Origin of the sequence: Micromonospora sp. URMC 103, assembly GCF_051386435.1 — a bacterium.
Classification (GTDB): Bacteria; Actinomycetota; Actinomycetes; order Mycobacteriales; family Micromonosporaceae; genus Micromonospora.
Map to the genome: position 1 here is coordinate 1,223,552 of NZ_JBPQTR010000004.1, position 26,992 is coordinate 1,250,543.

Annotated in this window: 26 protein-coding genes; 20 read left to right on the forward strand and 6 right to left on the reverse strand. The window is 73.2% G+C overall.

The genetic code is table 11. The annotated features are described in order from the left end of the window. Positions 1–25: 25 nt before the first annotated feature. The 9 genes from ACSNOA_RS09335 to ACSNOA_RS09375 all read left to right on the forward strand — a co-directional run bounded on the left by ACSNOA_RS09335 (position 26) and on the right by ACSNOA_RS09375 (position 9,883). Entirely contained in the window at positions 26–2,860 is a 2,835-nt protein-coding gene (locus tag ACSNOA_RS09335) for a Na+/H+ antiporter subunit A (protein WP_436657553.1), read from the forward strand. A 52-nt stretch (positions 2,861–2,912) separates the two neighbouring features. Beyond that, the gene (locus tag ACSNOA_RS09340) at positions 2,913–3,395 is read left to right on the forward strand and encodes a Na(+)/H(+) antiporter subunit C (RefSeq protein WP_436657554.1); all 483 of its coding nucleotides are present in this window, start codon (positions 2,913–2,915) and stop codon (positions 3,393–3,395) included. Between the two features lie 28 nt (positions 3,396–3,423). Next, on the forward strand, positions 3,424–4,929 hold the full coding sequence (locus tag ACSNOA_RS09345) for a Na+/H+ antiporter subunit D (RefSeq protein ID WP_436657555.1): 1,506 nt from the start codon (positions 3,424–3,426) through the stop codon (positions 4,927–4,929). A 32-nt stretch (positions 4,930–4,961) separates the two neighbouring features. Further along, positions 4,962–5,585: a Na+/H+ antiporter subunit E gene (locus ACSNOA_RS09350; protein WP_436657556.1), complete on the forward strand. Its 624-nt coding sequence runs from the start codon at positions 4,962–4,964 to the stop codon at positions 5,583–5,585. Further along, positions 5,582–5,845, forward strand: a complete 264-nt coding sequence (locus tag ACSNOA_RS09355) for a monovalent cation/H+ antiporter complex subunit F (protein WP_436657557.1) — start codon at positions 5,582–5,584, stop codon at positions 5,843–5,845. Before ACSNOA_RS09350 ends, ACSNOA_RS09355 begins: the two co-directional genes overlap by 4 nt. Continuing rightward, on the forward strand, positions 5,845–6,174 hold the full coding sequence (gene mnhG / locus ACSNOA_RS09360; protein ID WP_436658358.1) for a monovalent cation/H(+) antiporter subunit G: 330 nt from the start codon (positions 5,845–5,847) through the stop codon (positions 6,172–6,174). The genes ACSNOA_RS09355 and mnhG overlap by 1 nt, the downstream gene beginning before the upstream one ends. 209 nt (positions 6,175–6,383) lie before the next feature. Then, positions 6,384–7,742: a hemolysin family protein gene (locus tag ACSNOA_RS09365; protein ID WP_436657558.1), complete on the forward strand. Its 1,359-nt coding sequence runs from the start codon at positions 6,384–6,386 to the stop codon at positions 7,740–7,742. Between the two features lie 52 nt (positions 7,743–7,794). Further along, on the forward strand, positions 7,795–8,859 hold the full coding sequence (locus ACSNOA_RS09370) for a hemolysin family protein (protein ID WP_436657559.1): 1,065 nt from the start codon (positions 7,795–7,797) through the stop codon (positions 8,857–8,859). A 97-nt stretch (positions 8,860–8,956) separates the two neighbouring features. After that, positions 8,957–9,883, forward strand: coding sequence for a sporulation protein (locus ACSNOA_RS09375; RefSeq protein ID WP_436657560.1), 927 nt, complete (start codon positions 8,957–8,959; stop codon positions 9,881–9,883). A gap of 22 nt (positions 9,884–9,905) precedes the next feature. Here ACSNOA_RS09375 and leuE read toward each other — a convergent pair whose 3' ends face one another. Next, on the reverse strand, positions 9,906–10,574 hold the full coding sequence (gene leuE / locus ACSNOA_RS09380; RefSeq protein WP_436657561.1) for a leucine efflux protein LeuE: 669 nt from the start codon (positions 10,572–10,574) through the stop codon (positions 9,906–9,908). Next, a complete protein-coding gene (locus ACSNOA_RS09385; protein ID WP_436657562.1) occupies positions 10,574–11,839 on the reverse strand; it encodes a bifunctional pyridoxamine 5'-phosphate oxidase family protein/GNAT family N-acetyltransferase in 1,266 nt (421 codons plus the stop codon). The genes leuE and ACSNOA_RS09385 overlap by 1 nt, the downstream gene beginning before the upstream one ends. Positions 11,840–11,874: 35 nt before the next feature. On the opposite strand from ACSNOA_RS09385, the gene ACSNOA_RS09390 reads away from it, so the two are divergent. From ACSNOA_RS09390 to rny, 10 genes are all read left to right on the forward strand, one after another. Continuing rightward, on the forward strand, positions 11,875–13,215 hold the full coding sequence (locus ACSNOA_RS09390; RefSeq protein ID WP_436657563.1) for an aminotransferase class I/II-fold pyridoxal phosphate-dependent enzyme: 1,341 nt from the start codon (positions 11,875–11,877) through the stop codon (positions 13,213–13,215). Positions 13,216–13,365: 150 nt separating this feature from the next. Further along, positions 13,366–14,070 carry a UdgX family uracil-DNA binding protein gene (locus ACSNOA_RS09395; protein WP_436657564.1) on the forward strand — a complete coding sequence of 235 codons (705 nt, stop codon included), beginning with the start codon at positions 13,366–13,368 and terminating at the stop codon, positions 14,068–14,070. A gap of 166 nt (positions 14,071–14,236) precedes the next feature. Continuing rightward, positions 14,237–15,580, forward strand: coding sequence for an MFS transporter (locus ACSNOA_RS09400; protein ID WP_436657565.1), 1,344 nt, complete (start codon positions 14,237–14,239; stop codon positions 15,578–15,580). A 4-nt stretch (positions 15,581–15,584) separates the two neighbouring features. Continuing rightward, positions 15,585–15,785 carry a DUF3046 domain-containing protein gene (locus ACSNOA_RS09405; RefSeq protein ID WP_436657566.1) on the forward strand — a complete coding sequence of 67 codons (201 nt, stop codon included), beginning with the start codon at positions 15,585–15,587 and terminating at the stop codon, positions 15,783–15,785. 184 nt (positions 15,786–15,969) lie between these two features. Next, positions 15,970–17,016, forward strand: a complete 1,047-nt coding sequence (gene recA, locus ACSNOA_RS09410; RefSeq protein WP_436657567.1) for a recombinase RecA — start codon at positions 15,970–15,972, stop codon at positions 17,014–17,016. Positions 17,017–17,024: 8 nt separating this feature from the next. Next, the gene (locus tag ACSNOA_RS09415; protein WP_436657568.1) at positions 17,025–17,720 is read left to right on the forward strand and encodes a regulatory protein RecX; all 696 of its coding nucleotides are present in this window, start codon (positions 17,025–17,027) and stop codon (positions 17,718–17,720) included. 100 nt (positions 17,721–17,820) lie between these two features. Then, entirely contained in the window at positions 17,821–18,576 is a 756-nt protein-coding gene (locus ACSNOA_RS09420; RefSeq protein ID WP_436657569.1) for a 3-keto-5-aminohexanoate cleavage protein, read from the forward strand. A 361-nt stretch (positions 18,577–18,937) separates the two neighbouring features. Further along, complete coding sequence (locus tag ACSNOA_RS09425) at positions 18,938–19,450, forward strand: hypothetical protein (RefSeq protein WP_436657570.1); 513 nt, start codon at positions 18,938–18,940, stop codon at positions 19,448–19,450. 1,002 nt (positions 19,451–20,452) lie between these two features. Next, positions 20,453–20,623, forward strand: coding sequence for a hypothetical protein (locus ACSNOA_RS09430; RefSeq protein ID WP_436657571.1), 171 nt, complete (start codon positions 20,453–20,455; stop codon positions 20,621–20,623). Continuing rightward, positions 20,620–22,386, forward strand: coding sequence for a ribonuclease Y (gene rny / locus ACSNOA_RS09435; RefSeq protein ID WP_436657572.1), 1,767 nt, complete (start codon positions 20,620–20,622; stop codon positions 22,384–22,386). The genes ACSNOA_RS09430 and rny overlap by 4 nt, the downstream gene beginning before the upstream one ends. Before the next feature lie 65 nt (positions 22,387–22,451). On the opposite strand, the gene ACSNOA_RS09440 is transcribed toward rny, so the two are convergent. From ACSNOA_RS09440 to ACSNOA_RS09455, 4 genes are all read right to left on the reverse strand, one after another. Further along, positions 22,452–23,324, reverse strand: a complete 873-nt coding sequence (locus tag ACSNOA_RS09440; RefSeq protein ID WP_436657573.1) for an amino acid ABC transporter permease — start codon at positions 23,322–23,324, stop codon at positions 22,452–22,454. Continuing rightward, entirely contained in the window at positions 23,321–23,977 is a 657-nt protein-coding gene (locus tag ACSNOA_RS09445) for an amino acid ABC transporter permease (RefSeq protein WP_436657574.1), read from the reverse strand. Before ACSNOA_RS09445 ends, ACSNOA_RS09440 begins: the two co-directional genes overlap by 4 nt. Positions 23,978–24,053: 76 nt before the next feature. Next, positions 24,054–24,989 carry a glutamate ABC transporter substrate-binding protein gene (locus ACSNOA_RS09450; RefSeq protein ID WP_436657575.1) on the reverse strand — a complete coding sequence of 312 codons (936 nt, stop codon included), beginning with the start codon at positions 24,987–24,989 and terminating at the stop codon, positions 24,054–24,056. A gap of 55 nt (positions 24,990–25,044) precedes the next feature. Beyond that, positions 25,045–25,800, reverse strand: a complete 756-nt coding sequence (locus ACSNOA_RS09455; RefSeq protein WP_436658359.1) for an amino acid ABC transporter ATP-binding protein — start codon at positions 25,798–25,800, stop codon at positions 25,045–25,047. Positions 25,801–25,993: 193 nt separating this feature from the next. On the opposite strand from ACSNOA_RS09455, the gene selD reads away from it, so the two are divergent. Continuing rightward, a complete protein-coding gene (selD, locus tag ACSNOA_RS09460) occupies positions 25,994–26,983 on the forward strand; it encodes a selenide, water dikinase SelD (protein ID WP_436657576.1) in 990 nt (329 codons plus the stop codon). Positions 26,984–26,992: the final 9 nt, after the last annotated feature.

Below are 26,992 nucleotides of genomic sequence, written 5' to 3' on the forward strand. Positions count from 1 at the left end.
GCTGCCACCGAGACCGGGAGTGCGGGTGCTCGTACTGCTGATCCTTCACCTCGTGGCGGCTCTCCTCGCGCCGCTGTTCGTCCGGTGGTGGGGTCCCCGCGCGTGCTACCCGCTGGCTCTCGCCCCGGCGGCCGCGTTCGCCTGGGCGCTCGCGCAGACCCCGGCGGTACGCCACGGCGGGGCGGTGGTGGAGACGTACCCGTGGATCCGGCAGCTCGGGCTCGACCTCGCGTTCCGGCTGGGCACGCTGTCGTGGCTCATGACCCTGCTGGTCGGCGCCGTGGGCGCGCTCGTGCTGGTCTACTGCGCCCGGTACTTCGAGCCGGGCTCGCTCGGGCTGGCGCGGTTCACCGCCGTCCTGGTCGGGTTCGCGGGGGCGATGCTCTGTGTCGTCCTCGCCGACGACCTGCTGCTGCTCTACGTGGGCTGGGAGCTGACGACGGTCTTCTCCTACCTGCTGATCGGCCACAGCACCGAGCGGCGGTCCAGCCGGTGGGCGGCCGCCCAGGCGCTGACCGTCACCACGTTGGGCGGGCTCGCCATGCTGGTCGGCTTCATCCTGATCGGCGAGCACGCCGGCACCTACCGGTGGTCGGAGATCGCCGCTCGGCCGCTGCCCGCCGGGGGCTACCTGGTGGCCGCCGTGCTGCTCATCCTGGCCGGCGCCCTGTCCAAGTCTGCCGTGCTGCCGTTCAGCTCGTGGCTGCCCGTGGCGATGGCGGCGCCCACGCCGGTCAGCGCGTACCTGCACGCGGCGGCCATGGTGAAGGCCGGTGTCTACCTCGTCGGCCTGCTCGCGCCGGTGCTCGCCACGGTCGGGCCGTGGCGGCCCGTGGTGCTCGTCGCCGGGCTGGCCACCATGATCGTCGGCGGGTGGGCGGCGTTGCGGCAGACCGACCTGAAGCTGCTGCTGGCGTACGGGACGGTGAGCCAGCTCGGCCTGCTCGTGGTGCTGACCGGGGCGGGTACGCCGGACGCTGCGCTGGCCGGCGTGGCCATGCTGCTGGCGCACGCGCTGTTCAAGGCCGCGCTCTTCCTGGTCGTCGGGGTGATCGACCACGGCGCCGGCACTCGGGACCTCCGCGACCTCTCGGGGCTGCGACACGGCGCCACCCCGCTGGTCGTCGTGGCGGTGCTGGCCGCCGCGTCGATGGCCGGGGTGCCGCCGCTGGTCGGCTTCGTGGCCAAGGAGGCGGTCTTCGCGGCCTTCACCGACCGGCCGGTGGTCCTCGCCGGGCTGGTCGCCGGGACCGTGCTCACGGTGGCGTACAGCGCCCGGTTCGTGTGGGGGGCCTTCGCCGACCGGCCGGACGTCGAGCCGGCCCGCCTCGGTCGCGTCGCCGCGCCCCTGTTCGTCCCGCCGGCGCTGCTCGCCGCGGCCGGGCTGGTGGCCGGCCCGCTCGCCGGTGGCCTGGACGGCGTGCTCCGCCCGTACGCCGAACTGTTCGGCGCCGTCGACGCGCACCTGGCGCTCTGGCCCGGGCCGACTCCGGCGCTCGGCCTCTCCGCCCTGGTGCTCGTCGCCGGCGGGGCGCTGTTCGCGCTGCGCGGCCCGATCGCCCCGGTGCTGGCCCGGCTGCGCGCGCCGGTCGGCGGCAACCGGGGGTACGAGTGGGTCGTCGGGCGCTTCGACCGGTTCGCCGTCGAGGTCACGGGGGCCACCCAGCGGGGGTCCCTCCCGCAGTACCTCGGGACCATCCTCGTCGTGCTGGCGCTGCTGCCCGGCGGCGCCATGCTCGCGGCACGCCCCTGGGCGGAACGGATCGCCCCCTGGGACGACCCGTTGCAGGTGGTCGTCGCCGCGGTGCTCGCCGTGGCGGCGGTGCTCGCCGTGGGCGCCCGGCGCCGCCTGACCGCGATGCTGCTGGTGGGGGTGACCGGCTACGGCTCGGCCATGCTGTTCGTGCTCTACGGCGCGCCGGACCTCGCGCTCACCCAGTTCCTCGTGGAGACCGCGACCATCGCGGTCTTCGTGCTGGTGCTGCGCCGGCTTCCGGGGAGGTTCTCGGCCCGGCCGCTGCGCCGCGCGCGCTGGCTGCGACGGGGGATCGGGGCGGCGGTCGGCGTGGCGACCGCCGGTCTCGCGCTGGTCGCCGCCGGAGCTCGCCGGGCGCCCACCATCTCGGACGCCTTCCCGGCCCTCGCCGTCGCCGAGGGGCACGGCCGGAACGTGATCAACGTGACCCTCGTTGACATCCGGGCCTGGGACACGATGGGGGAGATGGCGGTGCTCGTGGTGGCCGCCACCGGTGTGGCCAGCCTGGTTTTCCGGCGCTCCCGCACCGGACCCCGGCCCCGTCGGCCCGAGCGGAGCACCCGGGCGCCGCACCCCGGCCGGCCGGTGTGGCTGCGCGGTGGCGCGCGGCTGCACGAGCGGCGGCGCTCGATCGTGCTGGAGGTCGTCACCCGGCTGATCTTCCACACCGTGGTGCTCTTCTCCCTGTTCCTGCTGTTCTCGGGGCACAACGCGCCCGGGGGCGGCTTCTCCGGTGGGCTGGTGGCGAGCCTCGCGCTGGTCGTCCGGTACCTGGCCGGCGGCCGGTACGAGCTGGCGGAGGCGGCCCCGGTCGGGGCGGGCACGGTGCTGGGGGCCGGGCTGGCCATCTCGGTCGGTACGGGCGCCGTCGCGCTGCTGGCCGGCGGGTCGGTGCTCGAGAGCGCCAAGATCGACCTGTACCTGCCGGGGGTCGGAGACTTCTACCTCGTCACGTCTCTCTTCTTCGACATCGGCGTGTACCTCGTGGTGGTCGGGCTCATGCTGGACATCCTGCGCAGCCTGGGCGCCGAGGTGGACCGGCACATCGAGGCGGACGGCTCCGACGAGCGTGGCGCGGCGGTCGAGCGCGGTGGGATGCCGTGAGCGCGAGGAGTGAGCTTGCGAGCCCCGCAGTCGCGAACGGAAGGCGGGCACGGTGAGCGCGAGCGGCACGGGTTCGAGCCTCGTGCTGGTGCTCGCCGTGGGGGTGCTCGTCGGTTGCGGCGTGACCCTGCTGCTGGAGCGGAGCCTCACCCGGATCCTGCTCGGCGTCATCCTGCTCGGCAACGGGGTCAACCTGCTCATCCTGCTGGGCGGCCGGTCCGGCGGCGCCCCGATCGTCGGCACCGGCCCGGTGGACCGCATGAGCGACGCGCTGCCGCAGGCCATGGTGCTGACCTCGATCGTGATCACGTTCGGGCTGACCGCGTTCCTGCTCGCGGTCGCCTACCGCAGCTGGTACCTGACCGGCGACGACGAGGTGCCGGACGACCTGGAGGACCGGCAGATCGTGCGCCGGGCCGAGCGCGACGAGGGGACCGCCACGGACCGCGGCGGCGAGGGCCCGAACGGCGACCCCGAGCAGGTGGACCCGGAGCCGGCGCGGCGGCGGTTGCGGCGCGCGGACGGCGACCGATGAGGGCGTACGCGAGCGGCCGGGTGGCCGGGTGAACCGGCTCCTGCCGCTGCCGGTGGTGGTGCCGCTGCTCGGCGCGGCACTCACCCTCGTGCTGGGCCGGTGGCCGCGCCTGCAACGCGGCGTCAGCGTGGGCGGGTTGGCCATGACGCTGCTGGTGGCCGCCGTGCTGCTGGTGCACGCGTACCGGTACGGGCCGGTTGTGCTGGCGGTCGGAGGCTGGCCGGCGCCGGTCGGCATCGTGCTGGTGGCCGACCAGCTCGCCGCGCTGATGCTGGTGGTCTCCGCGGCGGTCACGCTCTGCGTGCTGCTCTACTCCATCGGCCAGGGCCAGGCGGACATCGGCGAGAACGCGCCGATCAGCATCTACCACCCGACGTACCTTGTGCTGACCGCCGGCGTGACCAACGCGTTCCTCGCGGGGGACCTGTTCAACCTGTTCGTCGGCTTCGAGATCCTGCTGGCCGCGAGCTTCGTGCTGATCACCCTGGGCGGCACCGAGGTACGGATCCGCACCGGGTCGACGTACGTGGTGGTCAGCATCCTCTCCTCGATGATCTTCCTGGCCGCCCTGGGGCTCGTGTACGCGGCCACCGGAACGCTCAACCTGGCCCAGCTCGCCGGGCGCCTGGACGCGCTGCCCGACGGCGTACGGCTCGCGTTGCAGCTGATGCTCCTGCTCGCCTTCGGCGTCAAGGCGGCGGTCTTCCCGCTCTCGGCCTGGCTGCCGGACAGCTACCCGACCGCGCCGGCTCCCGTCACCGCCGTCTTCGCGGGCCTTCTCACGAAGGTGGGCGTCTACGCGATCATCCGCACCGAGACGCTGCTGTTCCCCGGCGGGCAGGTCGACGTGCTGCTCCTGGTGGTGGCGGGACTCACCATGCTGATCGGCATTCTGGGCGCGGTGGCCCAGTCGGACATGAAGCGGGTGTTCTCGTTCACCCTGGTCAGCCACATCGGCTACATGATCTTCGGGGTGGGTCTGAGCAGCCTGGCCGGGCTCTCCGGCGCGATCTTCTACGTGGTGCACCACATCACCATCCAGACCACGCTCTTCCTGGTCGCCGGCCTCGTCGAGGTGCGCGCCGGCAGCACCGACCTGCGCCGGCTCGGCGGGCTGGCCCGGATCGCGCCGCTGCTCGGCGTCCTGTTCTTCGTACCGGCCATGAACCTTGCCGGCGTGCCGCCGTTCTCCGGCTTCCTCGGCAAGCTCGGCCTGCTCCAGGCGGGCGTGGCGGCCGGCGGTGCGCTGCCCGCCGCCCTGGTCGCGGCGGGGGCGGCGACCAGCCTGCTCACCCTCTACGTGGCGTCCCGGGTGTGGAACATCGCCTTCTGGCGGGCGCCCCAACTGGCCACCGCCGAGCCTGCCGTCCGGCTGCCCGCGCTGATGGTGGGCGCCACGGTCGCGCTGGTCGCGCTCGGCGTCGTGCTGACCGTCGGGGCCGGGCCGCTCTTCGACGTGACGGCCGACGCGGCCGCGGACCTGCGGGATCGCACCCCGTACGTCCGGGCCGTCCTGCCGGGCGGCGCGCCGTGACGGGCGACCCCGGCGAGGCGCCGGTGGGGCGCATGCGCGTACGGGTCGGGCGCTGGCGCGACCAGGCCGTGGCGCTGGGCTGGCTCGTGCTGATCTGGAACCTGCTCTGGGGCAAGTTTTCCTGGGGCAACCTGCTGGCCGGGCTGCTGGTGGGCGCCGCGGTGCTGGTCTTCTTCCCGCTGCCACCGGTCACCTTCGGCGGCCGGCTGCGCCCCTGGGCGCTGCTGGTGCTCGCCGGCCGGTTCGCGGTCGAGCTGGTCCTGGCGAGCGCGCACGTGGCCCGGATCGCCGTCCAGGCCGGCTACGTCCCGCGCAGCGCGGTCATCGCGGTCCCGCTGCGCGTACACACCGATTTGAACCTGGCGCTCACGGCCGAGATGGTCTCGCTCGTCCCCGGCACGCTGATCATCGAGATCGACCGCGAGGCCGGTGTCCTCTACCTGCACGTGTTGGACGTACGCGGGCCGCAGGACCTGGCCGACAACCGGGCGCGGGTCCTCGACATCGAGGGCCGCATCGTGCGGGCCATCGGCTCGTCCTTCGAACTGCGCCGGCTGGAGCCCGCCTCCGCGGCTGGCTCCGCCGGCGATCCAGGACCCCCGGGTGGCCCCGGTCCCGGCGACCCGACCGATCCCCACAAGGAGAACCGTCCGTGAACACGTTCCTCGTCGTCGTCCTCACCGCGCTGTTCTCGGTGACCACGTTGCTCGTGCTGGTCCGCCTCTACCGCGGCCCGTCGCTGCTGGACCGGGTGGTGGCCGCGGACATGCTGCTCGCCACGATGGTGGGCGCGGTGGCCGCCGAGGCGGCGGTCAACCGGCACGCCAGCACGCTGCCGGTGCTCGTGGTGCTCTCGCTGCTGGGCTTCGTGGGCTCGGTCTCGCTGGTGCGGTTCGCCGTACGGGAGGAGGCGTGATCGCGACGGTCGCCGACTGGTTGGGCGCCGTCTGCCTCGTGGCCGGCGCTCTGCTGGCCCTGGCCGCGGGGATCGGCGTCCTGCGTTTCCCGGACGTGCTCGACCGGATGCACGCGGCCACGAAGCCGCAGGTGCTGGGGGTGCTGCTGCTCCTGGCGGGGTTGGCGCTGCGGCTGCGCACCCCCCGCGACCTGGGCATGGTGGCGCTGGTGGCGGTGTTCCAGCTGGCCACCGCGCCGGTGGCCGCGCAGATGATCGCGCGGGCGGCGTACCGGTCCGGGCGGGTCGACCGGCGCCTCCTCGACGTCGACGAGCTGGCCGACGGCTGACGCGCCTCCTCTCTGCGGTCGGGCACCGGGCGACCGGCTGGTGAACCGGACAACCGGGGGGCTTCGGCCCACCTTCAGCGGGCGTACAGTCAGCGCCGATAAAATGGCCGCATGATCGACTCTTCTGCCCAGGAGGGCAGCAGTAGCCAGCCGGGTCGTGCCCGGCATCCGATGGCCCCGACGCGTCCGCAGGGAGCCCTGAGCCTCCCGTGTTGATCGTCCTGGGCCTAGCCCTGATCATCGTTCTGACCGCTCTCACCGGCTACTTCGTGGCCCAGGAGTTCGGCTTCGTCGCCGTGGACCGGGGCAAGCTGCGCCAGCTCGCCGATGACGGCGACCAGGCCGCGGCCCGCGCGCTCGAGGTGACCGGCCGGCTCTCCTTCATGCTCTCGGGCGCGCAGCTCGGCATCACCGTCACCGCCCTGCTGGTCGGTTACGCCGCCGAGCCGTACCTCGGCGCCGGCCTGGCCGACCTGTTCGGCGTGGCGGGGATCTCCGAGACGCTCAGCGTCACGCTCTCCGTGGTGCTGGCCCTCGTCATCGCCACCGTCGTGCAGATGGTCCTCGGCGAACTCGCCCCGAAGAACCTGGCCATCGCCCGCGCCGAACCCGTCAGCCGCGCGCTGGCCGGCTCCACCCTCGTCTACCTGAAGGTGGCCGGCCCGGTGGTCCGGCTCTTCGACCGCGCCGCCGTACGGCTGCTGCGCCGGGTCGGCATCGAGCCGATCGAGGAGCTGCCCAGCGGCGCCACCCCGGAGGACCTCGAGCAGATCATCGCCGAGTCCCGCCAGGAGGGGCACCTCGACGTGGAGATGTCCACGCTGCTCGACCGAGGGTTGGACTTTCGCGAGCTGACCGCCGGCGAGGCCATGGTGCCGCGGGTGGACGTGCACACCGTACGCGCCCACGAACCGGTGAGCCGGGTGGTCGAGCTGCTGGACACCGGCCACTCCCGCTTTCCCGTCCGAGGCGCCGAGGGCGTCGACGATCTCGTCGGTGTGGTGGGCATCGCGGACGTGCTCCGGGTGCCGCCGCAGGAGCGGGGCAGCACACCGGTGAGCGCGGTGGCCGTACCGCCGCTGCTGGTGCCCGAGACGCTGCCGCTGCCGACGGTGCTGGACCGGTTGCGGTCCGGGCACCGGCAGCTCGCGTGCGTGGTCGACGAGTACGGCGGCTTCGCCGGGGTGATCACCCTGGAGGACATCGCCGAGGAGCTGGTGGGCCCGATCCGCGACGAGGACGACCCGCCGGAGCGGGCACCCGCCCGGCAGGCCGACGGCTCGTGGGTGGTGCCCGCCCGCTGGCGCATCGACGAGGTGGCCGACAGCACCGGGATCTCGCTGCCCGAGGCGCCCGAGTACGACACCCTCTCCGGCCTCGTCATGCGGGAGCTGGGCCGGGTGCCGGAGGTCGGCGACCGGCTGGAGATCAGTCTGCCGGCCGACGGCGAGGACGGCGAGATCGAGCCGCGCGCGCTGGTCGAGGTGCTCGCCGTCGACCGGCACGTGGCCGACTCGGTACGGCTGCGGGTGACGGAGCCGGGCCAGCGACCGGAGGTTTCGGCGTGAGCGCGAGGAGTGAGCTTGCGAGCCCCGCAGTCGGGAACGAAGGGCGGCTCCGATGACGCCGGGGGTCGCACTCTTCACCTCGGTGGTGCTGCTCGCGCTGAACGGCTTCTTCGTGGCCGCCGAGTTCGCCCTGGTGGCGAGCAAGCGGTACCGCCTGGAGCAGGCGGCGGCCGGCGGCGGGCGGGCTGCCCGGGCCGCGCTGGACGGCGTCCGCGAGTTGTCGCTGATGCTGGCCGGCGCGCAGCTCGGCATCACCCTCTGCACGCTGGGCCTCGGCGCGCTCGCCGAGCCCGCCATCGAGCACCTGGCGAGCCCGGTCCTGCACGCGGTGGGGTTGCCGGACGCCGCGAGCCACGCGGTGGCGCTGGTCTTCGCCCTGGCGTTGGTGACGTTCCTGCACCTGGTGATCGGGGAGATGGCGCCCAAGTCCTGGGCGATCATCGACGCGGAGCGCTCGGCCATGCTGCTGGCCCTGCCGTTCCGGGCGTTCGCCCGGGTGGCCCGGCCGGTGCTCTCCGCGCTCAACGCGCTGGCCAACGCGATCCTGCGGCTGGTCCGGGTCAACCCGCAGGACCAGCTCGCCCAGGTGCACGGGCCGGACGAGCTGCGGATGCTGCTGGAGCAGTCCCGCGAGCACGGGCTCCTCGGCGCCGAGCAGCACCAGTTGCTGACCAGCATGCTGGAGTTGCAGGGCACGACGGTGGCGCAGGTCATGGAGCCGTTCTCGACGATGGTGACGGTCCGCCGGGACGACTCGGCCGAGCGGATCGAGCAGGTCAGCCGGGACAGCGGCCGGTCCCGCCTCGCGGTGCTGGACGCGGCCGGCGACGTCTGCGGCCTCGTCCACGTCCGGGAGGCGGTGCGTGCCGTCACCACGGGCCAGCCGGCCACGGCCGGTGACCTGATGAGCGGGGCCTTCACGCTTCCGGCGGCCGCGTCGGTGACGGAGGCGGTGGCCGCCATGCGGACCCGCCAGTCGCAGCTCGCCCTTGTGCGCAACGGTGGCGGCCCGGCCCGGCCCATCGGTTTCGTGGCGCTGGAGGACCTGCTGGAGGAGGTCATCGGCGAGTTCGACGACGAGACCGACCCGGTGCCGCGCGGCCGCCGGCTGCGCTGAGGGCCGGCGCTTTCGGCGAACCCCGGCCGGTTCGGGGCGCTCTCCGCCACAGTGGGGATGGAGGTGGGCGCTCGGCGTCGGCGGTGAGGGAGGTCCGGTGCGCGTCACGGGGGTGTCACCGGAGTCCGGCTGGACCGGCCTGACCGTGCGGACCGCCCTCACCAACCCGAGCACCCGGCCGGGCCTGTCGTTGCCCGGCCGGGTGACGGTGACCGCCGGGCCGGTGGACGTGCCGGTGCTGCACGTCCGGCTCGGCCTGGTGACCACGGCCGAGCCGGACGACCCGTCCGCGCCGCGGCGGCTGGTCCAGTTCCACGAGGCGTCGCTGACGGGCGCGTTCGTGTTGCGGGCGGGGCGGGGCCGGACCATGCCGTTCCAGTTTCCCGTGCCGTGGGAGACCCCGGTGACGATCTTCGGCGGGGTGCCGCTGCTCAGCCTGCGGATGGCGCTGCGCACCGAGGTGGCCATCGAGCCGCGGCTGGACCAGGGGGCCATGGTGCCGGTGTTCGTGCACCCGCTCCCGACCCAGGCGCACGTGCTCGCGGCGCTGGACACCCTGGGTTTCACCATGCGCCAGGCGGGGCTCGTCGACGCCCGGCTGCCCGGGGTCGAGCAGACCCTGCCGCTGCACCAGCGGCTCGGGTACTGGGCCGCGCCGCTCTACGCCGGCCCCATGACCGAACTCGAGCTGATCTTCGTGGCGAACTCGGCCGGTCTCGAGGTGATCCTCTGGCTGGACCGCCGCCTGGCCCTGGCCGGCGTGACCCACCAGAGCATCAGCCGGTTCCGGGTCTGGCACCAGGGGGCGGACCGCCGGGACTGGGTGTCCACGGTGGACGGATGGCTGCGGCACGCCATCAACCGGCACGCCGCGACGGCCGCGCACAGCGACTGGTCCGCGCAGGTCACCGAGTCGGCGCACGTCAGCCGCCCACCCGACGACCCGGTGCCGCCCGGGTTCGGGCTGGGCGGCACCGCGGGCGGCGGCGCGGGCGTCGGCGGTGGCGGCGGCGACGGTACGTGAGCGCGGGCCGGACCTCCGCCCCCTACATGCTCGCGGTGGCGAGCTTGACGCTGAAGCCGAGGAACAGGGCGGCCACGCCGGTGGTGGCGCCCGCCGCGAGTCGGCGGCGCTGGCGGAACTGCGCGGCCAGGAAGGTGCCCGTGAAGATCAGCACGGTCAGGTACAGCGCGCTGGTGAGATGCGCGATGAGCCCGAGCAGCAGGAAGGACAGCGCCGGCCAGTGGTAGGCCGGGTCGACGAACTGGATGAAGAACGAGATGAAGAAGAGGATCGCCTTCGGGTTGAGCAGACTGATCACCAGCGCCTTGCGGAACGGGCTGCGCATCGCCGCCGGCTCGGCCGTGTCGATGAGGCGCGGCGCGGTCGGGTCGTTGCGGTCGCGCCAGCGCCGCCAGGCGCCGCGCAGCATGGTGATGCCCACGTAACCGAGGTACGCCGCGCCCGCGTACTTCACCACGAGGAAGAGCGGAGGGTACGCCTTGAGCAGCGACGCCACCCCGGCCGCGGAGAGGAACATGAGCACCCCGTCACCGAGGAAGACGCCACCGGCGGCCCGGTAGCCCGCGCCCACGCCCCGCTTGGCGGCGGTGGACAGCACGAAGAGCGAGTTCGGCCCGGGCAGCAGGATGATCGCCACGGTGCCCAGCACGTACGTTCCGATGTCGGTGACCCCCAGCACGCCGGACATCATCACGCCACCGGTGCCGTCCGGCGAAGCCTTTCCCGGAGGCTGGCCTGTGCGTTCGGCCACTCGTCGACGGTCATCGCGTACTGCACGGTGTCCCGCCACGACCCGTCCGACCGTTGCCGGTGCCTGCGCAGGACGCCTTCGCGGGTCGCGCCGAGCCGTTCGATGGCGCGCTGGGAGCGTTCGTTGCGGATGTCGGTGTGCCACACGACCCGCACGGCGCCCAGCTCGTCGAAGGCGCGGGTGAGCAGCAGCAGCTTGGCCTCGGTGTTGATCCCGGTCCGCCACCAGGGCCGGCCGAGGAAGGTGTGGCCGATCGCCACCGACCGCCGTTGCGGGTCCACCTCGTAGTACGACGTACTGCCGACGACCGCGCCGGTCACGGCGCAACGCTGCGCCCACGGCACCCGCTCGCCCCGGTCGTGGGCGGCGACGGCTTCCCGGACGACGGCGGCCGTCCCCGCGGCGTCGGCCGGCAGCGGCGTCCCCAGGTGTCGCCAGACCTCCGGGTCGGCGGTGGCGGCGTGCAGCTCCTCGGCGTGCGCGAGGTCGAGCGGTTCCAGCACGACGTGCTCGCCCCGGAGGGTCGCCGGCTCCAGCCACGGCGAGCGCGCCGCCCGCAGGTACGCGGGGACCGGTGCGGTCACGCCCTCGTCCGGCTCGGGACGGCCCGGGGTCAGCCGCAGCGGCACCACCCCGGCCCAGTGCGGCAGGGCGAGGTCGGCCTCGTCGTCGCTGACGCCCCCGCGGCGCGCCCGCAGCGAGACCTCGCGCAGCGGCAGCGCCAGCACGGCCGTCTCGGCCAGTTCCCGGCGGCTCGGCGGGCGGCTGTCGGCGCTGCGTCCCGCGCCGACCTTCTCCACGAGGGCGGTGAGCACGGCGGTCTTCTCCCGCTCGTCGGTGACGAGGCGGGCCGTGCCGTGCGCCACGACCGACCGGTAGTTGGCGCTGTGGTGGAACTGCGAGCGGCCGTAGACGAGCCCGTCGAGCAGCGTCACCGCCACGCAGACCGGCAGCCCGTCGCCGCGGGCGGCGAGCAGCGGGCGGCTGCCGGTGGAGCCGTGCAGGTAGAGCGTGTCGCCGACGCGGACGTGCAGGGTCGGCAGCACGCGCGGCTCGCCGTCCTGGGTGAACCCGAGCGCGCAGTGGTACGCCTCGTCGAGCACCGCGTGGACGGCCGCGCTGTCGTAGCTCATCCGGTCCCGGGAGCGGGTCGCCGTCGTGCGGGCGGTCGGAGGGTACGGGGTGGGGTCGGTCTCCGGGGTCATGAGTCCGCCTTTTGTTCTAGTACAATGCTTGATTTGTGTCAGCACGCTATCAGGTCACCGGCAGCACGGCCGTCGAGATTTCGGCCAGCATCGAGTCGGGAATCCGCACCGCCGCCCTGCCCCCCGGAGCCGCGCTGCCGCCCGTACGGGCGCTCGCGGCCGACCTCGCCGTCAGCCCGGCCACGGTGGCCCGGGCGTACCGCGAGCTGCGTGAACGGGGGCTGGTCGCCACCGCGGGCCGGCACGGCACGCGGGTCCGTCCCCGCCCGCCCGTGGCCGCCCGCCGCTCGGCGTTGCGCCCGCCGCCCGTGTCCGGCCTGCGCGACCTCTCCGCCGGCGAGCCGGACGCGCGCCTGCTGCCATCACTCGGGCCCCACCTGGCCGCCCTCGCCGCCGACGCCGGCCCGCCGATCGGTTACACCGGCGGCGGGGTGCTCCCCGAGCTCGCCGAGGCGGCCCGCGCGCGGCTCGCCGCCGACGGCGTACCGGCCGCGGAGCTGACCCTCACCGGTGGCGCGCTGGACGGCATCGAGCGGCTGCTCGGCGCCCACCTGCGCCCCGGCGACGCCGTCGCGGTCGAGGACCCGGGCTGGGCCAACCTGCTCGATCTGGTCGCCGCGCTGGGGCTGCGCCCGATCGGCGTACCGGTCGACGACGAGGGGCCGATGGTGGCCGGGGTAGCCGCGGCGCTCGCCGCCGGCGCGCGGGCGCTGGTCGTGACGAGCCGGGCACAGAACCCGACCGGCGCCGCCGTGTCTGCCGCCCGCGCGTCCGCGCTGCGTGACCTCCTCGCCGGCTCACCCGACCTCCTGCTCATCGAGGACGACCACGCGGCCGAGCTGGCCCGCGTACCGCTGCACCCGCTGGCCGGGGCCACCGCGAGCTGGGCCTTCCTCCGCTCGGCCAGCAAGCCCTTCGGTCCGGACCTGCGGCTCGCCGTCCTCGTGGGGGACGAGACCACCGTGGCCCGGGTGGCCGGGCGCGCCCGCGTCGGAGCCGGCTGGGTGTCCACCGTGCTGCAACGCCTGGTGCTCGGGCTCTGGCGGGATCCGGCCGTCGCCGCGCTCGTCGACCGCGCGGCGGCAAGCTACGACCGGCGCCGCGAGGGCCTCCTCGCCGCCCTGACCGAGCGGGGCCTGCGCGCGTACGGGCGCACCGGCATCAACGTGTGGGTGCCCGTGCCGGACGAGACGAGCGCCGTCACCGCGCTGCGCGACGCGGGCTGGTCGGTGGCGCCCGGCGCGCTCTACCGCATCGCCGCCGAGCCGGGCCTCCGCATCACCGTGAGCCCCCTGGACGACGCCGACATCACCCCCCTGGCCGACGCCCTGGCCGAAGCCGCCCACCCACCGTCCCCGCGCGGCTTCACGGCCTGACCGCTCCCGCCCCTCCCCGCGATCTTGCAGTTCGTGCCCCGAAGTTGTCCGTGATGCCCCGTTGCTCCGGGCCAGAAGTGCAAGATCGCGGGGGTGTGGCCGGCGTCCTGCTCCCGGCGTCGTCGCGCGAACGGGTATATAACAGTCGGCATGGCCGAGCAGTCCGAGAGCGCCCCCGGCGCCCAGCGGTTCATCCCACCCGAGGCCGACACCCTCGACGCGCTGCGGGCCGCGGCCTCCGGCTGCCAGGGCTGCGAGCTCTACCGCGACGCCTCGCAGACCGTCTTCGGCCGTGGCGACGAGAGCGCGCGGGTGGTCTTCGTGGGCGAGCAGCCCGGCGACATGGAGGACCAGAAGGGGCTGCCGTTCGTGGGGCCCGCCGGCCGGCTGCTCCGCAAGGCGGTCGACGACTCCGGCCTCGACCCGGGGCACATCTACCTCACCAACGCCGTCAAGCACTTCCGGTTCGAGCTGCGGGGCAAGCGGCGCATCCACCAGACGCCCGACCGGGTCCACATCACCGCCTGCCGCCCCTGGCTGGTCGCCGAGTTCGCCCGGCTGCACCCGGAGATCGTCGTGGTGCTCGGCGCCACGGCGGCCAAGGCGCTGCTCGGCCCGGCCTTCCGGGTCACCCGGCAACGTGGCGAGCTGCTGCCCTGGCCGGCGTCGGCGCAGCACCCGGAGGACTTCCGACAGGTGCCCGTGGACAGCGCCGGGAAGCGGGCCGACACCCCGCCGGCCCAGCTGCTCGCCACCATCCACCCGTCGGCCGTCCTGCGGGCCGACGACCAGGACAAGGCGTACGAGGGGCTGGTCGCCGACCTGACCGTGGCCGCCCGCGCCCTCGCCGGCTGACCCGGACGGCGGCCCGTCGGCCGCCCACCTGGCTCGCGGCGGGTCGGGGGCGTGGCGGCCCGGTCCGGGTCGCCCGCTTCGGCCCTCGGCGAAACCGGGTGCCGCGCCGCGCCGGGGTTGCGCGAGGATGGCGACGTCACCACCCCTCGTTCCCAGGAGCCGCCCGATGGCCACGGACCTGAGCGCACCGGTCGCCGTACCCGACGTCGCGCCGATCCAGCGGCGGACCCTGCGCCTGCTCTTCGGCACCCAGATCGTGGGTGGCATCGGCGTCACCATCGGCATCGCGGTCGGGGCGCTGCTCGCCGCCCGGATCGCCGGCACCGCGCTGGCCGGCCTCGCGCAGAGCGCCGCCGTGGTGGGCGGGGCGCTGCTCGCGGTGCCCGTCACCCGGGTCATGAACGGGCACGGCCGCCGGCCGGGGCTGGCCATCGCGTACCTGGCCGGCGCGGTCGGCGCCGTGCTGGTCGTGCTCGCCACGGTGACCCGCTTCGTGCCGCTGCTCTTCCTCGGCATGCTGTTCTTCGGCGGGGGTACGGCAGCCAACCTCCAGGCGCGCTACGCCGCCGTGGACCTCGCCGAGCCGGCCCGTCGGGGCCGCCAGCTCTCGTTCATCGTCTGGGCCACCACCATCGGCGCGGTGGCCGCGCCGAACTTCGCGGCGCTGGCCGACCACACCACCACCGACTGGGGTCTGCCGCCGCTGGCCGGTCCGTTCGCGTTCAGCGCCGTCGCGTTCGTGCTCGCCGCGGGCGTACTCCTGGCCCTGCTGCGGCCGGACCCGCTGCTCACCGCGCGCCGGCTGGCGGCGGCTCCCGCCCGTGTGGAGGCCGCCGCCGGGCCCGAGGTCACCCCGCCGGCCGAGGCCGTCACCCCGCCGTCGTCGACCGCCCGGCGCGGCTCCGGGATGCGGGCGGCGTGGCAGGTGGTACGCGGCCGTCCCGCCGCCCGGCTCGGCATCGCCGCCGTGGCGGTGGGCCACACGGTCATGGTGGCGGTCATGTCGATGACGCCGGTCCGGCTCGGCGAGTCCCACGGCGACGCCGACGTGCTGCGGGTGGTGGGCGTCGTGCTGAGCCTGCACATCGCCGGCATGTACGCGCTCTCCCCGCTGGTGGGCTGGCTCACCGACCGGCTGGGCCGCCGGGCGGTCGTCCTGACCGGCGTCGCCCTGCTGCTCGCCGCGTGCGCGGTCGCCGGCACCGCGGGGCACCACACGCCCCGGCTCTCGACCGGGTTGGTCCTGCTCGGGCTGGGCTGGTCCGGCACCATGGTGGCGGGTTCGACGATGCTGTCCGAGTCGGTGCCGGCCGCCGTACGCCCCAGCGTGCAGGGCTTCTCCGACCTGATGATGGGTCTGGCCGGCGCCGCGGCCGCAGCGGTCAGTGGGTTTGTCATGCGGGCCGCCGGTTATCCCGTCCTCACCCTGCTCGCCGCGGTCGCGACCGTGCCTCTCGTGGCGCTAGCGTTGCGTCCGGTGCCGGCGGGGGCACCGGACGAGGAGGACTGATCACGTGCGGCTGACCGACTTCTGGACGCGGCTGGAGGAGGCGTTCGGTCCCGGCTACGCGGCCAGCATCGCCGCCGACCAGGTGCTTCCCCAGCTCGGCGGACGGACCATCGAGCAGGCGCTCGCCGCGGGTGAGGAGACGCACGTCGTGTGGCGTGCGGTCTGCGCGGCCTATCCCGACCGGGTGCCCGCGCGACTACGCTGAGCAGGGATTTCCACCTGTCCGCGTGTCGCTTGTCGAGTCGTACACCTGTTCGGCTATTGTCCACAGCGGGGTGCTCGTCCACAGCTCGCGGCCCGTCGGCTGGTTTTCTGTCGGACCCAGCGCCTAGCGTGTCCGCGTGACGCGAAGCTCAGCAAAGACGCCGGCGAAGGCAGGGGTGGCAACGATGGTGGCAGCGCCTGACCGGGAGAAGGCACTCGACCTTGCTCTCGCTCAGATCGACAAGCAGTTCGGCAAGGGCTCGGTGATGCGTCTGGGTGAGCGTCCGGTCATCCAGACCGCGGTGATCCCGACCGGGTCCATCGCGCTCGACGTGGCGCTCGGCGTGGGCGGTCTGCCGCGCGGCCGGGTCGTCGAGATCTACGGTCCCGAGTCCAGCGGTAAGACCACGGTCGCCCTGCACGCGGTGGCCAACGCCCAGCGGGCGGGCGGCATCGCCGGCTTCATCGACGCCGAGCACGCCCTCGACCCGGAGTACGCGAAGGCCCTCGGTGTCGACACCGACGCGCTGCTCGTGTCCCAGCCCGACACCGGTGAGCAGGCGCTCGAGATCGCCGACATGCTGGTCCGCTCCGGCGCGCTCGACATCATCGTGATCGACTCGGTGGCCGCGCTCGTGCCGCGTGCCGAGATCGAGGGCGAGATGGGCGACAGCCACGTCGGCCTCCAGGCCCGGCTCATGAGCCAGGCGCTGCGGAAGATCACCGGCGTGCTCAACAACACCGGCACCACGGCGATCTTCATCAACCAGCTGCGCGAGAAGATCGGCGTGATGTTCGGCAGCCCGGAGACCACCACCGGTGGCCGGGCGCTGAAGTTCTACGCCTCGGTCCGGCTCGACGTCCGCCGGATCGAGAGCCTCAAGGACGGCACCGACGTGGTCGGTAACCGCACCCGGGTCAAGGTCGTGAAGAACAAGGTGGCCGCGCCGTTCAAGCAGGCTGAGTTCGACATCATGTACGGCAAGGGCATCTCCCGCGAGGGCTCGCTCATCGACGTGGGCGTCGAGCAGGCGATCATCCGCAAGTCCGGCGCCTGGTACACGTACGACGGCGACCAGCTCGGCCAGGGCAAGGAGAAGGCCCGCGAGTTCCTCCGGGAGAACCCGGACGTGGCCGCCGAGATCGAGAAGAAGATCCTGGAGAAGCTCGGCGTCGGGGTCGGCGCGGGCGACGCGGCCGGTGGCCCGGAGCTGCCGCCCGTCGACTTCTGATCTGACCCGTGGCAGGACGACGGGCCCGGACGGGGCGCGGCTGGGACGCCAGCCCGCCCCGCTCGGGCGACGCCACCACGCCCCGCCCTCGCCGGGGCCGTCGGGCACGCGACGAGCAAGCCGATCCGGAGACGCCGCCCGCCCCGCCCCGGGACGAGGCCGAGGTGGCCCGGGAGATCTGCCTGCGGCAGCTCGCCGTACGGCCGCGCACCCGGGCCGAGCTGGCCGGGGCCCTCACGAAGCGTGGCATCTCCGAGGAGGTCGCGGCGCAGGTCCTCGACCGCTACGACGAGGTCGGCATCATCGACGACGCCGCCTTCGCCCGGGCCTGGGTGAGCAGCCGGCACATGGGCCGGGGGCTGGCCCGCCGGGCGCTCGCCAACGAGCTGCGGCAGCGCGGCGTCGACGGTGACGTCGCGAGCGAGGCGCTCGGCGAGCTCAGCGAGGAGACCGAGGCGGAGACCGCCCGGGCGCTGGTCGACCGCAAACTGCGTACGGCCCGGGGCGAGCCCGACGCCGTCTTCCGGCGGCTCGTGGGGATGCTGGCCCGCAAGGGCTATCCACCCGGGGTGGCGATCCGGGCCGTGAAGGACGCGCTCGCCGCCCAGAGCGCCGAGGCCGCGGAGTTCGCCGAGCAGATCGACGCCGACGCGCTCGCCGACGCCGAGGGTGAGCTGGAGCGGGACGGCCGGGGGACGCATTGACCGGCCCGACGGGCGCGGCGCGGCTGCCGTGGCACTGCGGCCGTGCGCCGTCGGCGTCGGGCCGGTCCTTCCGAGGTGGCCGGTCCTTCCGGGGTGGCCCGTGCTGAAGGCGTGCCTCAACGGTGGCCGTCGCCGCGACGAGCACCCCGCCGTGCCGATCACCTCGGCCGAGCTGGCGGCCGACGCGGCCCGCTGCGCCGCGCTCGGCGTCGCCGCCGTGCACGTCCACCCGCGCGACGCGACGGGCGTCGAGTCCCTGCGTCCCGAGGTGATCGCCGAGGCGCTGACCGCGATCCGGGCCGCCCGGCCCGGGCTGCCCGTCGGGGTGAGCACCGGCGCCTGGATCGAGCCGGACCCGGCCGCGCGGGTGGCCGCCGTCCGGGCCTGGCCGGTACTGCCCGACTTCGCCTCCGTCAACGCCCACGAGGAGGGCGCGGACGTGGTCGCCGCCGCCCTGCACGAGCGGGGCGTGCTGGTCGAGGCCGGCCTCTGGACGCCCGCCGCGGTCGACGCGTACCGGCGGTGGCCGATCCCGGCCGGGCGGATCCTGGTCGAGTGCATGGCCGAGGACCCGACCGTGGCGCTGGCCGACGCGGCCCGGATGCTCACCCTGCTCGACGCCCCGGCACGCGACGCACCGGCGGTGCGGCAGCACGCCGACATCCCGGCCCGCGACGCACCGGCGGTGCTGCTGCATGCCGAGGGGCCGGCCACCTGGGCGGTGCTCGCCGAGGCCGTACGCCGTGGCCTGTCGACCCGGATCGGCCTGGAGGACACGCTCCACCTGCCCGACGGCACCCTCGCGCCCGACAACGCGGCGCTCGTCACCGGGGCGCTGGGGGCCGGCGCCCGCTGAACGGGGCCGTGCTCGTGGCCATGCTCGTGTCCGTGGCCCGCCGCGCGCTCTGCTCAGGCTCGCGGCAGCGGCGCATCGGGGGCTGTCGGCGGCAGTTCAAGCCGAGCCGTGCCCAGCCGCGCGGCTCAAGCTGCCGGCCGGCCCACCGCACTCAAGATCCCGACAACATCAGGGATGTTGTGGCCTCCGGCGTCCAGGAGGGGACAACATCCGGGAAGTTGCGCGGCTCAAGCCCGCCCGCAGGCCGGGCATCCGCTCGACGTCAGGGATGTTGTGGGTCTGCGGTGTCGGGAGGCGCCCCTACGGGTTTCGTCAAGGAAAGCGGACTGCCTTGTGATGCGGTGACGGGCAGTATGGCGGCGTGCCGGATCTGCTGTGGGATGACGTCAGGAACTTCTTCGACCCGGATCTGATGGGTTCACTGCCGGACGTGATTGTTCCTGATACGTCCATAAGGGACTGGCAGGCGATTCTGGATGCCATCAGCGCGAGCGGCTGGAGGTTCCAGTACTCCGAAGGCAGGACGGTGCTGCCGGTGCCTCGGGCGGAGGCCGTGTTCGCTCGCCCGGCTGATGCCGAGTGTGCAGAGCTGCGGGTCTGGCCGACTGCCGACATGCTGGCGATCTTCCGGTTCTATGCGGTGGAGGAGATCGATTTCGATGTTGATCTGCGGGAGATTCAGGGGCAGGAGCGGTTGGATGTCTTCTGCGACTTTCTGCGGCTGATCGGGCGGCGGTTGGGCAAGCCGGTGCTGATGGATTCCGAGGGCGGCAACCACGTCCATCCAGTGCTCGGGTTCGATGTCGAGACCGATCAGGTGGTCCTGCTGGCAGATCCGACGGTCAACGCGCCCGCTGCTGACTGCGGTTCGTAGAGGGTGCCGTCGCCGTGCATCGCGACCAGGGACATCCGAGATCCGGAGGCGATCGCGCGGGTCGCCCTTCGCGCGGTTGATCGACTCGGCTTCCAGGAAGTCGCGGTGTCCGGGTTGCCGCGACGGCGCGACTTCACGGAACCGGAGTGGATCACTTCCCGAAACGGGCCGGCCCCGACCAGCCGGCTCGGCAAGTCCACACGCTCGGCAAGCCCACCGGCTCGGCAGCCGGGCGTCGGGGTGGTGGTCGCCGGTTGGGGAAGATCCGCTCCGTTTCGCCGAAACGGCGGGGTCCCGGTGCCTGCGTTACCGCCATCTCGGCGAGCTGGTGTGGATCATGGGAGTCCGCCGAGCCGTCTCGGACCGGTTCGCCGTGCTCCGGCGCGCCGTCGGCCGTTCGCCGCCGGATTCGGCTTCACCGATCGTCGGTGTGGACCCCGTCGGTGTGGACCCCGTCATAGCGCCGGAATGCGGCGGACCGCCCCGGCGGGTGAGGGCGGAGGGCCACCGGCCCGGGATGAGCAGCGGCGACGGCCGTCCGGCACCCCGCCGACCGTGAGGTTTGTCCCCTCCTGTCCGGCGTCGGATCAGCACTGGGTGACTCGCCAACTTCGCTCCGTTCGGGGGGTTTGATCATGAGTTCTTGACCAGACCGCCCTTGGCGACCTAGCCTCGCCATACAGGCTCACATTGCCCGACCAGCGCAGGCTAAGCGCACAACATAGATCGCGTAACAGAACAGCATCACTTTGGCTGGTTGACCAGCCACTGGCACCAGCTCCGGACAGGCCGGTCCGGAGCCGGCGCGACAACTGCACCCGGCCGCCGACGATGTCATGGGCATCGCCGGCGGGAGAGGGCTACCCACGGCCAGCCGCTCCGGTCGGGCGTCCAGAGCCGCAGGAGCGTGCCTCCGGCACGGTGACTGCGGCGCCGACGTTCAGGGGAGGCGGCCATGGCGGGGCGGCACAGGTTGACCGGCGGTCCGCACGGGGTCGCGGCATGAACGGCGTGGGCATCGCGATCCTCGCCTCGACAGGCGGGCAGGTGGGTGCCGCCTCGACGGGCGGGCAGGTGGGTGCCGCCTCGACCGGCGGGCAGGTCGGTTCCGCCTCGACGGGCGGGCAGGTCGGTTCCGCCTCGACCGGCTATCCGCGCGGGGTCGCGAGATGAGCGGCTTCGACATCGCGATCCTCGTGGCCGTGCTGCTCCTGGCCGTCGTGGTCGTCGGCGCCGTGCTGCTGGGCGTACGCACCCTGCGCGGCATCGGCGCGGCACGAGCCACGGTCGACCCGGCCTTCATGGCCGAGAAGGACCGCCAGGAGCAGTCGCTTGCAGCGCTGCGCAGCGCGGCCGACGAGGCGAACAGCACCGCCGACGTGGCGAAGTCCGCGGCGGCGGCGGCGCGCGCCGAGGCGGCGGCCGCGAAGGCGGAGGCGAAGGCCGCCCGGGCCGAGGCGCGGCGGGTGCTCGACGACGCCCGGGCCGAGGCCGACACCGTCCTGGAACGGGCTCACAAGCAGGCCGAGGCCGACGCCGAGCAGTTGCGCGCGGCGGCCCGGCGGGGCGGCGAACGCGAGGTGGCGGTGCTCGCGGCGACCACCCGCGAGCAGGCGGCCGAGGTGGAGCGGCGGGCCGCCCGGATGGACGAGCGGGAGCGGCTGCACACCGAGGAGGTGGAGCGGCTCGCCGAGCGCGAGCGGCAGCTCACGGCGGCCAGCGCCGCCCTCGCCGACCGGGAGACCGCGCTGGCCCGGCGGGAGGCGGAACTGGCCGAGGCGGAGGAGCTGCGCCGGCGGGAGCTGGAGCGGGTGGCGGGTCTCACGGCCGAGGCGGCCCGGGCTGAGCTGATCGAGGCGATCGAGTCCCAGGCGAAGCGGGAGGCGGCGCTGCTGGTCCGCGACATCGAGGCCGACGCCCGCGGCACCGCCGAGCAGCGTGCCCGGCACATCGTCGTGGACGCCATCCAGCGGGTGGCCAGCGAGCAGACCGCGGAGAGCGTGGTCAGCGTCCTGCACCTGCCCGGTGATGAGATGAAGGGGCGGATCATCGGCCGGGAGGGGCGCAACATCCGCGCCTTCGAGTCGGTGACCGGCGTCAACCTGATCATCGACGACACCCCCGAGGCGGTGTTGCTCTCCTGCTTCGACCCGGTCCGCCGGGAGGTCGGGCGGCTCACCCTGGAGAAGCTGGTCCTGGACGGCCGGATCCACCCGCACCGGATCGAGGAGGTCTACGACCTGGCCCGGCAGGAGGTCGAGCAGCTCTGCCGCCGGGCGGCCGAGGACGCGCTCGTCGAGGTCGGCATCACCGAGATCCACCCCGAGCTGGTGACGCTGCTCGGCCGGTTGCGCTACCGGACGTCGTACGGGCAGAACGTCCTCAAGCACCTGGTCGAGACCGCCCACATCGCCGGCATCATGGCGGCCGAGCTGCGCCTGGACGTGCCCACGATCAAGCGGTCGGCGTTCCTGCACGACATCGGCAAGGCGCTCACCCACGAGGTGGAGGGCAGCCACGCCATCATCGGCGCCGACCTGGCCCGCAAGTACGGCGAGAGCGAGGACGTGGTGCACGCCATCGAGGCGCACCACAACGAGGTGCCGCCGCAGACCATCGAGGCCGTGCTCACCCAGGCCTCCGACGCCTGCTCCGGCGGGCGGCCGGGCGCGCGGCGGGAGAGCCTCGAGGCGTACGTCAAGCGGCTGGAGCGGATCGAGGAGATCGCGGCCAGCAAGCTGGGCGTGGAGAAGGTCTTCGCCATGCAGGCGGGCCGCGAGATCCGGGTGATGGTGAAGCCGGACGACGTGGACGACATCGGCGCCGCGGTGCTGGCCCGGGACGTGGCCAAGCAGATCGAGGAGGAGCTCACCTACCCGGGGCAGATCCGGGTGACGGTGGTGCGGGAGTCGCGGGTCACCGAGATCGCCCGCTGAGACGGCTCACGAACAAACGGAAGGGGCGGGTGGCCACGGCCACCCGCCCCTTCCGCTGCCCGGGATCAGAGCGTGGTCCGCCCGGCTTCCCCAGCCATCTCGGCCGGGATCGGCTTGGCGGAGGTACGGGCGCGACCCATCCGCTTCTGCAGCCACCAGGCGAGGACCGACAGCAGCCCGCAGGTGGCGATGTAGATCGCGGCCACGAGCACGTACGCGGGCACGTACGGCAGCCCGAACGGCAGCCGGCCGCCGATCTGCTTGCCCACGAACAGCAGCTCGGGGTAGGTGATGATGAAGCCGAGCGCGGTGTCCTTCAGCAGGACGACGAGCTGGCTCACGATGGCCGGCAGCATCGAGCGGACGGCCTGCGGCAGCAGGATCAGCCGCAGCACCTGGTTCTTGCGCATGCCGATGGCGTACGCGCCCTCGGACTGGCCGTACGGGACGGCGTTGATGCCGGCGCGGAAGATCTCCGCGAGCACCGAGCCGTTGTAGAGCGTCAGCCCGATGACGAGCGCCCAGAGCTTGTCGATCGACCAGCCGTACTGCAGTGGGACGTAGTAGCCGAAGAAGATGAGGATCAGCAGCGGGATGGCCCGGAACAGCTCGACCACGAAGGTGGCCGGCGCCCGGAGGATCCACTTGTCGCTGAGCCGGGCGCTCGCGAAGACCGCGCCGAAGAGCAGGGCGAGGACGGCCGCGATGCCGGCGGCCTTGAGCGTGGCCCAGTAGCCGGCGAGCAGTTCGCGCTGCACCGAGGCGTACTGGAACTGCTCCCACTTGCGGCTTTCGAACTGCCCGGTGTCGGCGAACTTGTAACCGACGAAGGCGATCAGCGCGATGATGCCGACCGTCGAGAGGACGCCGAGGGTCAGGTTGCGCCGCTTGGCCTTCGGGCCGGGCAGGTCGTAGAGGATCGAGAGCTGGCTGCTCATCGCGCCACCGCCCACTTACGCTCGAGGAACCGCTGCAACGCCACCAGCGGCAGGATCAGGATCAGGAAGCCGATGGTGATCCAGAGCAGGACGGCGAACTGCGGTTCGCCGCGCTCGGACATGTACGCCGGGATGGCGCCCGCCTCCAGCACCGAGAAGCCGGCGGCGATCGTGGTGTTCTTCAGCATGGCGATGAACACGCTCATCATCGGCGGGACCATGGCCCGCAGCGCCTGCGGGAGCACGATCAGGGTGAGCACCTGGCCGAAGGTCATGCCCAGCGCCCGGGCCGCCTCCGCCTGGCCGGCGGCCACGGTGTTCACGCCGGAGCGGACGACCTCGCAGATGAACGCCGAGGTGTAGACGACCAGCGCGATGCAGGCGCTCGGGAAGTAGTCGATGTTGACGTCCAGCTTCGGCACCGCGAACACGAGGAACGCGAAGACCAGGGTCAACGGGGTGTTGCGGACCAGGTTGACGTAGGTGGCGCCGAAGGCGCGCAGCGCCGGCACGGGGGAGACCCGCATCGCGCCGAGCAGCGTGCCGAGGACGAGACTGCCGACGCCGGCGATCAGGAACAGTTTGACGGTGTTGGTGAACCCGTCCCGGAACAGGTCCGCGTTGTCCGTCAGTACGCGGAAGAACTCGCCCATGCCTCGCTCTCAGTCCTCGGGCAGGCGCCGGGCGGGGGAGCCCCGCCCGGCGCCGCGTCAGTGCCGAAACTGTCCGTCAGTACCGCTCGAGCTGCGGCGGGCTGGCCGGCGAGCCGGACTTGCCGAGCGTGCCGTCGTAGATCTTCTGCCAGGTGCCGTCGGTGAACGCCGCCTCAATCTGGTCGTTCACGTAGTCACGCAGCGCCTTGTCGTCCTTCGGCAGGCCGATGCCGTACTTCTCGGTGCTGAACGGCTGGCCGACGACCTTGAGCTCGTCGGGGTTCTGCGCCGCGTAGCCCTTGAGGATGGCGTCGTCGGTGGTCACCGCGTCGACCTTCTTGTCGAGCAGCTGCGAGACGCACTCCGAGTAGGTCTTGAACTCGACGATGTTCTCCGGCTCGGTGAGCCCCTCGTCGCGGACCTTCTGGATCGGGGTCGAACCGGTGGCCGAGCAGACCTTCTTGCCCTTGATGGTGTCCTTGCCGGTGATCGACGAGTCGTCCTTGCGGACCATGAGGTCCTGACCGGCCACGAAGTACGGGCCGGCGAAGGAGATGTCGTTCTTGCGCTTGTCGGTGATCGAGTAGGTGCCGACGTAGTAGTCGACCTCACCACCCTTGATCGCGGTCTCGCGGTTCGCGGACGCGATCTCCTTGTACTCGATCTTCGCCGGGTCGACGCCGAGCTTGCTCGCCACGTACTGGGCGATTTCGATGTCGAAGCCGCACCGGGTGCCCTGGGCGTCCTTGTAGCCGAGGTTGGGCTGGTCGAACTTGACGCCCACGACCACCTTGCCGGCGGACTTGATCTTGTCGAAGGTCGGGCTGCCCGTGACGGCCGCGTCCGTCTTCGGGGTGAAGGTCACGCCCGAGGTCTTGCAGGTGTCGGACTGGGCCCCGCCGGAGGCGTTGCCCCCGCTGCTGGGGGTGGGGTTCCCCTCCTTGCCGCAGGCCGCGGCCGAGAGGGCGAGCGAGGCCATCATGGCGACCGCCGCCACGTGCTTCAAACGCATACCTTTCTCCTTCTTCGACGAAGCCCGCCGGGGGATGGCGCGCTCCAGGTGGACGTCAGTGCGTGAGGATCTTGGAGAGGAAGTCCTTGGCCCGTTCGCTGCGGGGGTTGGCGAAGAACTCGTTCGGCGGCGCGTCCTCGACCAGCTGACCGTCGGCCATGAAGATGACCCGGTTGGCGGCGTGCCGGGCGAAGCCCATCTCGTGCGTGACCACGACCATGGTCATGCCGTCGCGCGCCAGCGAGGTCATGACCTCGAGCACCTCGCCGACCATCTCCGGGTCGAGCGCGCTCGTGGGCTCGTCGAAGAGCATGGCCTTGGGCTGCATGGCCAGCGCGCGGGCGATCGCGGCCCGCTGCTGCTGGCCGCCGGAGAGCTGCGCCGGGAACTTGTCGGCCTGGTTGGCGATGCCCACCCGGTCGAGCAGGCCCATGGCCCGCTCGCGGGCGACCGCCGGCTTCTCCTTGCGGACCTTCACCGGGCCGAGGGTCACGTTCTCGAGGATGGTCTTGTGCGCGAAGAGGTTGAACGACTGGAAGACCATGCCGACCTCGCTGCGCAGCTTCGCGAGCGCCTTGCCCTCGGCCGGCAGCGCCTGCCCGTCGAAGGTGATGGTGCCGGAGTTGATCGGCTCCAGCCGGTTGATCGCACGGCACAGCGTCGACTTGCCGGAGCCCGACGGGCCGATCACGACGACCACCTCGCCGCGGCCGACCGACAGCGAGACGTCGTCCAGCACGTGCAGCGGCCCGAACCACTTGTTGACCGAGTCCAGCACGATGAGCGGTTCGCCCGTCGTCACGTCGTCCACCGTCCCTGTCGTCTCCCACATCCGGGTCCGATGACCCCTGGTTGGGCAACTGTAGGCGGCCACTTGTGGCGGAACGCAACTCAGTTGGTCACGGAGCGGTAACACCCTCGAAGATCCGCGCGGGGAGTCCGATTTCGACCGGGAATCGGCCGCCGCGGTGGCGGCGCGCACGCGCCGGGGAGATCATGTGGGGATGACCGAACCGGTACGGCTGACCCGGTACGCGCGGGGCGGTGGGTGCGCCTGCAAGATTCCGCCCGGAGAGCTGGAGGCCATGGTGGCCGGTCTCGGCCCCGCGACCGGCAGCGCCGACCTGCTGGTCGGGCTGGACCACGGTGACGACGCCGCGGTCGTCCGGCTGGACGAGCGGACCGGCCTGGTGAGCACCGCCGACTTCTTCACCCCGGTCGTCGACGACGCCTACGACTGGGGCCGCATCGCCGCGGCCAACGCGCTCTCCGACGTGTACGCCATGGGCGGCACCCCGCTGGTCGCGCTCAACCTGCTCTGCTGGCCGCGCGACGTCCTGCCGTTGGAGCTGGCCCGGGAGGTGCTGCGCGGTGGGCAGGACGTGGCCCGCGACGCCGCTTGTCACCTGGCCGGCGGGCACAGCGTCGACGACGACGGCCCCAAGTACGGGCTGGCCGTCACGGGGGTGGTCCGGCCCGAGGAGCTCATCACCCTCGACACGGGCCGGCCGGGGTTGCCGCTGTCGCTCACCAAGCCGCTCGGCGTGGGCGTGCTGAACACCCGTCACAAGGCCACCGGCGAGACCTTTCCCGAGGCGGTGGCCTCGATGAGCGCGCTGAACCGGGACGCCGCCCGGGCGGCCGTCGCCGCGGGGATCCGCTGCGGCACCGACGTGACCGGATTCGGTCTGCTCGGTCACGCCTCGAAGCTGGCCCGGGCGAGCGGCCTGACCGTCGCCGTCGACGCGGCGCGGGTGCCGTACCTCGCCGGCGCCCGCGAGGCCGTGCGGGACGGGTACGTGAGCGGCGGCAGCCGCCGCAACCTGGACTGGGTCACGCCGTGGACCGACTTCGGCGGCGCCGGGGAGGAGGAGCGGCTGCTGCTGGCCGACGCGCAGACGTCGGGCGGGCTGCTGCTGGCCGGGGAGATCCCGGGCGCGCCGGTGGTCGGCGAGCTGTTGCCCCGGGGCGAGCACATGGTGCTCGTCCGGTGACGACACGTC